8 protein-coding genes and 2 pseudogenes are annotated in these 11,768 nt (G+C 66.2%); 3 read left to right on the top strand and 7 right to left on the bottom strand.

From position 1 onward, the window contains the following. From SSPN_RS55015 to gad, 4 genes and pseudogenes are all read right to left on the bottom strand, one after another. Positions 1-337 (bottom strand): annotated as a pseudogene (locus SSPN_RS55015) (hypothetical protein); the annotation flags it as partial. Positions 338-2,239: 1,902 nt separating this feature from the next. Next, positions 2,240-2,455, bottom strand: coding sequence for a hypothetical protein (locus SSPN_RS0119260; protein WP_010307535.1), 216 nt, complete (start codon positions 2,453-2,455; stop codon positions 2,240-2,242). After that, the gene (locus SSPN_RS0119255; protein WP_010307534.1) at positions 2,452-2,652 is read right to left on the bottom strand and encodes a hypothetical protein; all 201 of its coding nucleotides are present in this window, start codon (positions 2,650-2,652) and stop codon (positions 2,452-2,454) included. The genes SSPN_RS0119260 and SSPN_RS0119255 overlap by 4 nt, the downstream gene beginning before the upstream one ends. A 93-nt stretch (positions 2,653-2,745) precedes the next feature. After that, the gene (gene gad, locus SSPN_RS44580) at positions 2,746-4,146 is read right to left on the bottom strand and encodes a glutamate decarboxylase (RefSeq protein WP_083821944.1); all 1,401 of its coding nucleotides are present in this window, start codon (positions 4,144-4,146) and stop codon (positions 2,746-2,748) included. A gap of 449 nt (positions 4,147-4,595) precedes the next feature. On the opposite strand from gad, the gene SSPN_RS0119245 reads away from it, so the two are divergent. Continuing rightward, positions 4,596-4,844 (top strand): hypothetical protein, encoded by a 249-nt coding sequence (locus tag SSPN_RS0119245; RefSeq protein ID WP_143539528.1) that lies wholly within the window; start codon positions 4,596-4,598, stop codon positions 4,842-4,844. Here SSPN_RS0119245 and SSPN_RS62770 read toward each other — a convergent pair. From SSPN_RS62770 to SSPN_RS0119230, 3 genes and pseudogenes are all read right to left on the bottom strand, one after another. Continuing rightward, positions 4,841-5,010 (bottom strand): annotated as a pseudogene (locus SSPN_RS62770) (IS256 family transposase); the annotation flags it as partial. The gene SSPN_RS0119245 and the pseudogene SSPN_RS62770 sit on opposite strands and share 4 nt — an antisense overlap. 159 nt (positions 5,011-5,169) lie before the next feature. After that, complete coding sequence (locus SSPN_RS0119235) at positions 5,170-7,074, bottom strand: primary-amine oxidase (protein ID WP_010307530.1); 1,905 nt, start codon at positions 7,072-7,074, stop codon at positions 5,170-5,172. Positions 7,075-7,472: 398 nt separating this feature from the next. Beyond that, entirely contained in the window at positions 7,473-7,775 is a 303-nt protein-coding gene (locus SSPN_RS0119230) for a hypothetical protein (RefSeq protein ID WP_010307529.1), read from the bottom strand. Between the two features lie 650 nt (positions 7,776-8,425). Here SSPN_RS0119230 and SSPN_RS0119225 point away from each other — a divergent pair. Both SSPN_RS0119225 and SSPN_RS0119220 read left to right on the top strand, forming a co-directional pair. Beyond that, entirely contained in the window at positions 8,426-9,901 is a 1,476-nt protein-coding gene (locus tag SSPN_RS0119225; protein WP_010307528.1) for an ATP-binding protein, read from the top strand. An 80-nt stretch (positions 9,902-9,981) separates the two neighbouring features. Continuing rightward, complete coding sequence (locus SSPN_RS0119220) at positions 9,982-11,670, top strand: IS1634 family transposase (protein ID WP_010307527.1); 1,689 nt, start codon at positions 9,982-9,984, stop codon at positions 11,668-11,670. Positions 11,671-11,768: the final 98 nt, after the last annotated feature.

Below are 11,768 nucleotides of genomic sequence, written 5' to 3'. Positions count from 1 at the left end.
CCGCCACCCTCGCCCGCAGCTCCGCCAACTCCACCTCCTGCCCCTCAGCCAGCGGCCCCCGCTCCGCCAACGCCTCCAACTCCGCAACACGGGCGACAGCAGCCTTTCCCACCCGGGACCGCTCCGCGGCCCTTTCGTTCTTTTTCTGCCGCTGCCGCGCCTTCGGCCGGAGCGCCGCCAACTCCACCGCCTGCACCTCAGCCAGCGGCCTCGCCGACTCCTCCAGCACCGCAACCCGATCATCAGCAGCCTTTCCCGCCCGGGACCGCGCCGCGTCTCCTTTTTCATTTTTCTGCCACTTGCGCCACCGCTGTGCCTTCGGTTGAAGCTCCGCCAACTCTGCCACCTGTTCCTCAGCCAGCCTCCCCTGCTTCCAACTCCGCAACACGGGCGGCAGCAGCTTTCATCGCTTGGTACCGCCTAGCGTCATCTTCCTTCTTTTTCAGTTTCCGCTGCGCCCTTTCGTCCTGCTCTGCTGCCTGATCCGTCAGCGTGAGTACCTCACTCCCGCCATCACCCGGACTCCCGGAAGCAACAGCGGCTGCGTCCACCTTCCGCCGCTTGGCCCCCCTCGAACTCTTGCCAGCCTCCTTCCGCGTCCTCTTCGCACTCGCGCCGGCTTTCCCCGCCACCGGCCCAGACACACCACCCCGATGCTTCGGACCTGTCACCTCAGTTGGCAACCCCCCCCGCCATCACCCGGACTCCCGGAAACAGCCCCAGCAACAGCGGTTTCTTGCACCTTCCGCCGCTTGGACACCCGGGAACCCTCGCCCGCCTCCTCCCGCGAACCCTGGTCAGCCTCCTCCCGCGAACCCTGGCCGGCCTCCCCTCGCGTCCTCTTCGTGCCCTTCGCGCCGGCTTTGCCCGCCACCGGCCCGGACACACCACCCCGACGCTTCGGACCCGTCACCACGGCGGGCAACCCAGACCCCTCACCGGACGGCTCATGCTGGCCTTCCGGAATTCCGACTCCGCGACACCCTTCAGGAACCGCCGGGGTCTCCACGAACGCCAGCGCAGACTTCGCGAGACGTGCCCACGCAGCCTCATGTGCTTTGAGCGCCTTCTTGTCATCGAGGTACCGGATCTCGTTTTCACCCTCGACGTATGCCAGTTCCAACGGCCCGGCCTCGCCGGGCGGTTGGCGTTGCGGGTGTGAGCCAGCAACTGTTCTTCAGAAGCCAACCCGTGCTGCTCCAGGTAGTAACAGACGATGTCCAGCCAGATCCACACCCCATCGGAACGGAAACTCATCGGCACCACAGACCCCCGCGACCGATCCACCACATCATCCATCGTGGAATCCGTATCCAGAACCACCGTCCCGGCACGAAGATAATCCAGCACCCGAACCGATACCCAGCCCCAACCGACTCACGACCCGCTACCGGATCTGCAACCACCAACACCCCAGACTCCGTCGCATCCCCCGCATCCGGCCACACCGCATATCCTCACCCGTCAACACCTGAAAAAGCCGTCTCACCTCCTCAGGCACCATGATCGATGAAAACATCACTACCACCCAATCCCAATGCCGCCACAACACATGGCAGCAACGATGTATGCAGGAATCAGCCTTTTGATCCACCGTATCGGTGACGTGCAAAAAACCGACAGCCGGGCGGCTTCAGCCGCCCGGCACCGAACCCAGGCCACAACTCTCACAACGAACACACGGCTTCTTCAAACAGCAAGGTTCACCACGCCACTTGATCCATGAAGGCGCCGCTTTCGACGGATATGATCGCGAGCGAAAAAGGGAACTACATCACATATTCGTACTCACGAGCCAAAGCGCATGACCCGGAGTTCGAACGGTGCGGTCTCGATAAGCGGCTGCGCACGCCCGTCCATCGGATCGAAAAGCCGGACACCATCGGTATTTCACAGCCACCAACAGATGTCCGACACTTTCCCGGCCCCGGGCATCCCTCCTGCGCAGCCACACCAGTACCTGGGTGTGCGCGGGAAAAGAAGCGATCTCCTCCAATATTCGAACAAATGCTCATGAACGCCAACCCCGACCACAGGTCCAAGCTCGGCCGCCATCGGGCCGAACCACGCAGCCTGCGCGGGTTCCGGCGGTGGCATCAACCCCAGCTTTCCCGTCCAGAAGCACGCAGATCTTCGCCACCAACATCGGCTCGTCAGACTCGACGTAGCGGCAACCGAAGAACGCAGCCCGCTCCGCCGAGAGGATCGCCCTCCCGTGAAGACTTCCTGTACTTCCCGCTCAACTCTCCTTGGCCCGGACCTCGGTCGTCTTCATGACCGTGCAAAGTGCACAGCACACCGGAAGGAGCTCCGGATACACCAATTGCGTACTCAGCGTGCGGATCGGCGGCGCAGTGAGCTCTTCGACCCGGCTGATCCCGAGCGACCTTTCGAGATCGTCCGTGTCGATGCGGATGAGCTGGAGGTGAACGTGCGGGTTCATCGGGCTGATCACTGATCAACTCCCACGTTAAGGAACCACGCTTCCTGCATCTCATCCTCGTCGACGTGGGCAATCACGTGCTGGAACGCCGGATCATCGGTACGGACGAAGCGAAGGAACTGGGAGAGCCCGGGAAGCTGGATTCTGGCCAGATGCCCCCCGGTCTCGCCTGCTCGCCAGCGCAGCACGAGCAGCCGCACCTCGTGCATCGAGAGCTGGACCTTCAGCGCACGCGCGTTGGCACGTTGGCCACCAGCTCCGCTGCCTGCTCGAAATTCGGACGTCCGCTGCGCTCCGAGGTCTCAGCCCCCTCCCTCGCCGAGCATTTGGGCGGCCTCCGAACCTCGCGGCAGCACATCGCAGCGTTGCCGAGGGCGCGATTCACCGTGGTAGGCGCGGAGTGCGGTGACTGCGTTGGTTATGTCGTCGGCGAGTCGGCGAACGAGGATGTCGGAGAGATCATTCCGGCAGACCAGCCGCGCGACCGTGACGTTGGTCTGATTGGGCGGCAGTGTGTAGGCGGGCACCAGCCAGCCGCGTTGGCGGAGGCGGTCGGCGAGGTCGGTCACGGTGAAACTGGCGTGATCGCCGGTGGTGAAGGCGACCACCGGCAGGTCGTTGCCGGAGGAGATCACCCGCAGGTCGTGGAATTGGTTGAGGTGGGCAGCCAGTACGCGGGCGAGGTCGCGACAGCGTTGCATGATGGCCCGGTAGCCTTCTGCGCCCAGGCGGAGGAACTGGTAATACTGGGCGATGATCGGCGCGGCGGGTTGGGTGAAGGTGAGGGTCTGGGTGGATAGGCGTCCCCCGGTGTAGTCGATCGAAAATCCGAGCTCGACGGGAACCACGCTCGGGTCGCGCCATACCAGCCAACCCAGGCCCGGAGCGACCAGGCCGTACTTGTGCCCGGACGCGTTGATCGAGGTCACTCGGGGAAGCCGGAAATCCCACACCAGTGCCGGATCGAGGAACGGCGCCACCAGCCCGCCCGAGGCCGCGTCGACATGCACTGGCACGTCGACACCGTCGCGGGCACGCCGTTGGTCCAGCGCGGCGCACACCTGCTGTACCGGTTCGTAGGAGCCGTCGAAGGTGGTACCCAGCACGGTGACCACGCCGATGGTATTCGTGTCACACAACTCGGCTGCGGTGTGCGGGTCGATGCCGAACCGGCCTTCGGCCAACGGGATTTGCCTCGCCTCGACGTCCCAGTAGGCGCAGAACTTGCCCCAGCAGACGTGTACGGAGGCGCCCATGACCAGGTTCGGCCGCCCACCGGATCCTCTGGTGCGGGAGCGCCAGCGCATCAACATCGCCAGCGCGGCGAGCATGCACGCCTCGCTGGAGCCGCCGGTGGACGTGCCGACCGCGCTATCCGGGCCGGGAGCGTGCCACAGTTCGGCGAGCGCTGCGATGCACCGCCGCGCCAAGTCAGTAGTGCGCAACGGCTGCACGCCATCGACGGTGTTGCTGTAGAGGAACTCGGCCATCAGCCGTTCGGCTTCCGGTTCCATCCCGGTGGTGATGAACGTTGCCAGATTCAACTGCGGCGGAACATCCGGACGCAGTTCATCCCGCACCGCCCGGTAAGCCGCATCGGCAGGCATCGACTCCTGGGGCAGACGCCACCCCGCAAGCCTTCCTGGAACAGTCTTCTGCACGGGGACCGCCGACAAATCGACCACAATCTCACCCCAACACATAGTAAGATCAACGACGGATCAATATGCTCGACCGCTACTAGCTCGACCGCTACTAGTACAACGGCGCAAGTGCTGCTCCAGGGAGTTCCTTTACTAACCACCCTTTGGCGGAGACTGACCCCCTTGGCGACACTTAACGAGGCGACAGTAGCCACAGACCCACTCCCACCTCACGGATGAATGCCCCGAAAGACCCACTGTGGATGCCTGAAAGGGCAGAGATGTCGCCTTATCTGCTCGGCGTGCGCACCGCATCCCAGGGCGTGTGCAAGGTTGGCCCGTCCGGTTTAGGTCATTTCGATTAGCAGGTCCAGGGGTCGTTCGGGTTTGCGGTTGCCGGCGCGGAGCGGGGGCCAAATGCTGGTGGCTCCGGCCTAGCGGTGCAGGGTGATCGCGGTGTTGCGTGGTACCGCGAGGTTTTGGGTGCGTTTCCGGTCCAAGACCCACGGGTGTTCTGGCAGCACGACGGCTCGGCGAAGGGCCACGACAGCATCGGACGGGGTAACTGCTTCGTGGTCGCCGGACTCATCGTGGCCGTGCCGTTTTTGACCAGGGCGGTCTGCCTGCAGATCCTGTTCCGGTTGCAAATCCCCAAATCGGGCGTCTCCAAGCCCGACGCGGCCCGGGCACTGGTCGGGTTGCTCGGCCCTGTCATGGTTTCCGGAAAAGCCACGGATGAACTGACTCGATCATTTTAGCCGAATGGGATGGGTCCTGGAAAGAGGACGACGAGTGTATTGAGTGCCTGTTTCCAGCCCCATGTTCCCGTTCCGGATGGTCCACCGCGATGCTGGTGATATTCCGTAGTCCGAAGTAGACGAGTTTCATCGCGGCCGTGTCGCTGTCGAAATGGCCGCGGTCCTCAAACTCCGCGCCCTGACCAGCAACAACGACTTCGACGACTACTGGACCTACCACCTCACCCAAGAACAACACCGCAACAACCCCACCGCCGCCTGAAACTCACTCCAGAAGATCCACACCCGTTTCAATTGAAACTGCGGTCCACCAACGCCGTGGGGGTCAGCTTTCGCGGCAGTGGGATCCGGTGCCGTTGCCCGGTGGGACGTCGAGGGTCGGGTTCCGGTCGAAGAAGCCCGCCGGTTTCAGGGTGAAACCGCAGAGGTCCGCCGACATCACCGGCCAGTCCTCCGCACGCGGGAAGTGCGTCAGGCCGAAGGTGTGCCACAGCACGATGTCCTCGCCGTCGATGCTGCGGTCCCGCGCCGTGAAGGCCGGGAGGCCGGCTCCGCCGTGGCTCTGGTTGACCCACTCGCCCGCCGGGTACCGCTCGTCCGCCGAGTACTGCGTGACCCACAGGTGCTTGGTCGCGAAGGTGGCGCGCTTCGCGATCGACGAGGCCGGATCCGCCAGCAGCACCGGGAAACCCTGCGGGTGCAGCGCGTACCCGACCGGCTGGCCGAGCCGGTTGGTGCGCTCGGTGTTGACGACCTGCCAGACCCGCCCGCTGGCCGGGTCGGCCTCGCGCGCCGCGTCGCCCTCCCGCGCCAGCCTGGTGACGCTGCGGGTGAAGGCGTTGCCGTGCGGGTTCTCCGCGCTGATCGGCACCCGCTTCGCCTGCAACTCGTCGACGGCGTTGCTGGTGCCGTCGACCATCATGTCCAGCCGCGCGCTGAACAGGTGCTGGTGGTACGGGCCGCCGAGACCAGGCGCCAGCTCGGTGGCCCAGCGGGAGCCCTCCTCGGGGTAGGCCGAGGTGAACACGATCCCGGTGGCCTTGACCTCCAACTGGATGGTGCCGTCGAGGTACAGGTACCAGTAGAAGCCGTAGTCGTAGTTTCCGACGCTGACGAAGAACGAGACCACCAGCCGCCGCTGCCGCCGGGTCTCCGCCGAGCCGGTGAACACGTCGGTGTGCTTCCACAGCACCCCGAAATCCTCCTCGTGCATGCACACCGCGTTGCGCAGGGTCCGGGGCGCGCCGTCCTCCTGCGCCACCACGGCGTCGAAGTAGCGGATCTCACCGAGGCAGTCGCAACCGATGGCCAGCTCGTTGGCGAGCTTGCCCAGCGAGTACTCGCCGGCGTCGAAGTAGTTCTGCCAGAACCGCGCCGGGGACGGGTCGCCGTAGTTGACCACCATCTCGCTGATCGACGCCCGGTAGATCACCGGCCGTTCCCGGTCGCCGTCGCGGAACGACAGCTGGTGCAGCACCAGGCCTTCGCGCGGGTCGAAGCCCACCCGAAAGCGCCAGTTCTCCCAACGCACCTCGTGGCCGTCGACGGTGAAGCTCGGGCCGTCGGGCTGGGTGATCTCGATCGGCTTGAGCGTGGTGCGCCTGGGGCCGAACAGTTCCTCGTCGGTGTAATCGCCGCTTTCCGCCGGAACCGGCAGCCTGCGGTCGTCGACCACCTCCAGCACGCGCCGCTCGATGACGTCGACGTAGGCCACCAACCCGTCCACCGGGTGCGCCCACGGAAGTTCTTCCGGGGCGCCCTGCAGGAACGCCAGCGCCCGCAGCATCCGACGACCGCTTTCCTCGGCGACGCCGAACCAGCCCGCCGACAGCGGGCAGACCCGCACCTTGTCGACGTCGTCAATGCCGCGGTCGCGAATGGCCTGCCGCCACGTCTCATCGGCGCGCACGATCCGCTCGACCAGCTCGTACTCGGTGAGCATCACCGGCGGCTGGCCGTGCTCGACGGGGTCGATGGCGGACTTGTCCAGAACCTGGCCGTCGGTCAGCGACACCAGGGCAGTCGCCAGCTCCCCCGTCCGGACGTCGATCAGCATCGAGCGAACCCGGCGGTCGATCTCACCGCCCGCCAGCACCGCGGCCTTGTCGGGCTCTTCCAGTTGCACCAAGGGAAACCGGGTGGACTCGTGCAGCAGTCCCGCCTGCTGCAGGATTTCCTGATTGCGCAGGACCTCGTCGGCGTCCAACGGGTCCAGCGGATGCTTCGTCATCGGTCCTGCCTCTCGAGTGCTCGGCTGCGGCGACTTCCGAGCGTTGCTCCACCGCCCAGTCGCCGAGTGTCAGCGCCGCGCCGTGAGCGTTCTTGGTGCTGCAATGCCCGAAAACGTCCACCGGGTCTGGCGGACGGTGCTTCGAAAGGACATCTGGCCTACGGAAGTGGGCGCACGCGCTGCACATCGAGCTCGTCCCGAAGGGGGCGGTAACGATAGCCACAGGCGTCACCTTTGAGAACGCCGCCGAGATCGGCGAGGGGCGTTACCTCCACCTGCTCGAATCGGCGAACAGCGCAGACAGATCATCGGCTACGTCGCCGTCTCCGGAAACGATCGCCAGAACCGGCCCCGCGCCGCGGCCGCAGGTGCCAGGCGCGACGCGGTGGTTCCGGGTTCTAGTCCTGAGATGGCGCCTCGGTCTGTGCCTGCGGCTCCGCCTCGGGCCGGGACTCTGGCTTCGTCAGGGACGCTGGCTTCGCCGGGGGCTGCGGCTTCGCCTGAGACTCGGGATCGGCCTGCGAGGAGGAACTGGTGTGTGCGGTTCCGTTCTGGGACTCACCGTCATGCGTGGCCACGTCCAACACGGTCGCGGTGAGGATCTTGTCCAGCCCCGAGGGGCGCTCGGCCGCCGCAGCAGTGCCGACCGCTCCCAGCATGACCAGACCGCTGAGCAGCGCAGTGATGAGTGGACGACGCATCGAAAACCTCCCTGTGGGTGGGCATTGCCGTGGGAGACGTCATCACAACTCGATCAACACCGCCGGATGCATCACCGTGCCGTGCAACCGGTTCCCGAGTTCGGGGGACACAAGCGCCCGGTGGGAGAGCAGTGGCCCGGTCGCCGGGGGATGTGCGACCGGGCCACTCAGAGGTGGGTGCCTGGGGGGTGTCAGGCGTCCACCCGCTCTTCCTCCCGTGATTCCGCAGCCTGCGCACCACGCTGCGGAATCGCTCGGGAAGCGCCAGCCGCAGCAGAGCTGCCAGCCGACCGCACAAACCGACGCCGTCGAAGAACCCGCCGCGCAGAATCGGGGACGAGCCTCGGCACTGGTCGGCGCTGCCCGTGCTGTCCGGGGGATCGCAGCACGGTTGCGACTTGCGGCCAGCGCACCAGGAGGGCGCACCGGGAACCCGTCTCCGTCGGGGTGTCGGAACGTGAGTGAGATCATGCTGCCCGCACCAGCGCCTCACTGTCGCCCTTAAGGACATAACGAAACTTTTGTCACTTTTGTAATCCGCTCCTCGCCCGGAATCTCCCGCCCTGACCTGCGGATATGGCGGGTCCACGTGCGATCGTCGACACCGGGCGGTTAACGTTCGGGCCGCCGGTGATGAGGAGGCAAGCGCGGTGTTGCGGGTGCAGGGGTCGTTGTCGCGGCAGTTGCTCGGATGGCAGCTGCTGATCATCATCCTGCTGCTCGCCTCGATCGCGGTGTTCTCCGTGGCCCAGACCGACTCGGCCTTCCGGGCCACCGAAGGCCGCAAGATGCTGTCGGTCGCCGAGGACCTCGCCGCCACCTCGGGGGTTCGCGTCAGCCTCGCCGACCCGTACCGGCGGGACGCGCTGCCGATCTTCGCCGAGAGCACCCGCAACCTCTCCGGCGCCGACTACGTGATCATCACCGACAACCACGGCATCGTGCTCACCTCGCCGGACCCCGCACAGCGCGGGCAATCCCTGCCACCGTCCGAGAGCACCGCGCTGGCCGGCCGCTCGTGGGTCGGCGAGATGACCGTGGACGGCTCCGAATCGCTGGTCGCCCAGGTCCCGGTGATCTCCAACGACGCGCGCATCATCGGCGTGGTCGCGGCCGGCCGCAACCCCCCTGACCTACTGCAGGGGCTGCGCCAGGCCCCGGAGAACCCGCTGTCGCTGCTCGCCTTCGCCACCGTGCTCGGCATCGCCGGATCGGTGCTGCTCGCCCGGCGGGTGAAGCGGCAGACACTGGGCCTGGAACCGCAGGAGATCACCCGGCTCGTCGAACACCGGGAGGCCCTGCTGCACGGCGTCCGGGAGGGTGTGCTGGGCGTCGACGAGCAAAACCGGATCACGCTGGTCAACGACCAGGCGCGCCGGCTGCTGTCGCTCACCCCGGACTGCGTGGGAAGCAACATCGATTCCCTGGACCTCAACGACCGCGCCCGCGACGTGCTCACCGGCCGCACCGACGGCGTGGACCAGATCGTGCTGCGCCGCGGCAAGGTCGTGGTGCTCAACCGGATGCCGATCTCCTCGGTCGGCGCCGTGGTGACCATGCGCGACCGCACCGAACTCGTCGACCTGCAACGAGAGCTCGCGGTGCACCGGGACACCACCGACACCCTGCGCGCCCAGGCACACGAGTTCAGCAACCGGCTGCACATCATCTCCGGGCTGATCGAACTGGGCGATTACGACGAGCTCCAGCGCTACGTGCACCGGATCAGCCACACCCGCGAGCAGTGGCACGCCGAGGTCACCGCGCGGATCCACGACGCGGCCATCGCCGCGCTGCTGATCGCCAAGGCCAGCCTCGCCGCCGAACGCGGCGTCGGCCTGCGGCTGCACGAAGGCAGCTACCTGCCCGAGATCGACGAGGAGCTGTCCGCCGACCTCGCCACCGTGCTGGGCAACCTGATCGACAACGCGCTGGACGCACTGGAAGGTGCCTCGGTGGGCGCGGACCGCTGGATCGAGATCGACCTGCGCTGCACCGACGAGGTCACCGCGGTGGTGCGGGATTCCGGGCCCGGGGTGGCCGCGGAAATCGTCGAGGAAGTGTTCCTGCACGGCTTCACGACCAAGGCCGCGCGCGGCGGCGAACGCGGCCTTGGCCTAGCCTGAGTTTCCCCGCTACGTGATTCATCGGCGTGTCTTGCGTTGTGGTGCTTGGGTTTCATACCGGGTTGATGTATTACCTAGATATGCCTTCGATCGTGGGGAAACGCCAGGGTGGGAAGACCTACTACTACCTGGTGGAGTCCGCCAGGGTGGACGGCAAACCACGGATCGTGTCCCAGCAGTACCTGGGCAGCGCCGAGGAAGTGATGGCCAAACTGACCGGGGCATCGGCGGGTGAACCGGTCCGGACCCAGCACAAACGGTTCGGGGACCTTGCCGGGGTCTGGTCGATGCTGGAGCGCCTGGATGTGGCCGGGGTGGTTGATGAGGTCGTGTCGCGCCGCTCGGACGCCACCGCCACGGTCGGGACCTATCTGGCGTTGGCCACGGCGAACCGGATCATGGCTCCGTGTTCCAAGGCCGCGTTCGCTGACTGGTGGGCCACTACGGCCGGTTCACGCTGGGTGAAGATCCCGCACGCGGCGCTGGACCATCGCCGGTTCTGGAAGGCCATGGACAGACTTGGCGAGGACGACCTGCGCCGGATCGAGACCGAACTCGGGCGGCGGATGGTCACCGAGTTCGAGCTGGATGTGTCCGGTCTGGTGCTGGACATGACCAACTTCGCCACGTTCATCGACACCGGCAACGACCGGGCGCCGATCGCGCAGCGCGGCAAGGCCAAGCAGAAACGCACTGACCTGCGCCTGGTCGGGCTGGGCCTGGTGGTGACCCGCGACGCCGGGATCCCGGTGGTGTCCCACGCCTACGGCGGGGACCGCCCGGATGTCACCCAGTTCAGCACCGTCATCGACGAACTGGTGGCCCGCTACCAGGACCTGACCGCACAGGTCGAGTCGCTGACCGTGGTCTACGACGCCGGGCAGAATTCAGCGGCCAACCACGCGCTGGTCGAGGACGCCGGGATCGGGTTCGTCGGGTCGCTGCCGCCCAGCGACCATCCGGGACTGCTCGCGATCCCCAAGACCCGCTACACCCCGGTCGACGAGGACCGGTATCCCGGTGTGCGGTGTGTGGACACCGAAGTCACCGCACTGGGCGTGACCCGGCGTGCCGTGGTGACGTACTCACCGACCCTGCACGCCAAGCAGTCCCGCGGGTTCGACCAGACTCTCGCCAAGGCCCGCCGCCGCCTGGCTGAGTTGCAAGCGAGGCTTGCACGCGGCAGGACCCGCCGGGACCGCACGGCCGTGGAAGACGAGATCGCCGCGATCTGCCGGCCTCGCTGGGTCGGCGAGGTCCTCACCATCTCCCTGACCGGCCACACCCCGGCCGAGTTCCGCTTGGCGTGGCGCACCGACCAGAAAGCCCGCAAACGTCTGGAGAACCGGTTCTTCGGCAAGCGGGTCCTGTTCACCAACCGTACTGAGTGGACCGTCGCAGAGGTGGTCGCCGCCTACCGGTCGCAATCTGAGGTCGAGTCGGGGTTCCGGCAGATGAAAGACCCGCACGTGGTGTCGTTTTCCCCGATGCACCACTGGACCGACTCCAAGATCCGGGTACATGTCTTCTACTGTGTGCTGGCCCTCGCTGTCGCGCATCTGATGCGTCGCCAAGCAGAACACGCGGGCCTGCACCTGTCCGTGCGGGAACTGCTCGACGAACTCGGCGGCATCCAGGAAACCGTCCTGCTCTACCACGACGGCGGCAAAGGCCGCCCCCGCGCACAGCGCATGCTCACCGAGACAACCCCTACCCAGAAACAACTCGCCGAACTGTTCGACATCCACCGCTACGCGCCCACCCGCTGACCAGGCCACCAGCCGGATTAGGTAATACGTCCACCTCACCCGAAAACCCATCCTGGCCAGCACAAACACCACTCAAGAACGGACTAGCGGGGAAACTC

The organism is Saccharopolyspora spinosa NRRL 18395, from assembly GCF_000194155.1.
GTDB lineage: Bacteria > Actinomycetota > Actinomycetes > Mycobacteriales > Pseudonocardiaceae > Saccharopolyspora > Saccharopolyspora spinosa.
This window is presented reverse-complemented; position numbering and strand designations above follow the sequence as displayed.

What these genes read in the sequence shown, in the direction of transcription:
- SSPN_RS0119255 (WP_010307534.1), bottom strand. Translation starts at nt 2,652, where the DNA reads ATGCACGAGGTGCGGCTGCTCGTGCTGCGCTGGCGAGCAGGCGAGACC.
- gad (WP_083821944.1), bottom strand. Translation starts at nt 4,146, where the DNA reads ATGTGTTGGGGTGAGATTGTGGTCGATTTGTCGGCGGTCCCCGTGCAG.
- SSPN_RS0119235 (WP_010307530.1), bottom strand. Translation starts at nt 7,074, where the DNA reads ATGACGAAGCATCCGCTGGACCCGTTGGACGCCGACGAGGTCCTGCGC.
- SSPN_RS0119230 (WP_010307529.1), bottom strand. Translation starts at nt 7,775, where the DNA reads ATGCGTCGTCCACTCATCACTGCGCTGCTCAGCGGTCTGGTCATGCTG.
- SSPN_RS0119220 (WP_010307527.1), top strand. Translation starts at nt 9,982, where the DNA reads ATGCCTTCGATCGTGGGGAAACGCCAGGGTGGGAAGACCTACTACTAC.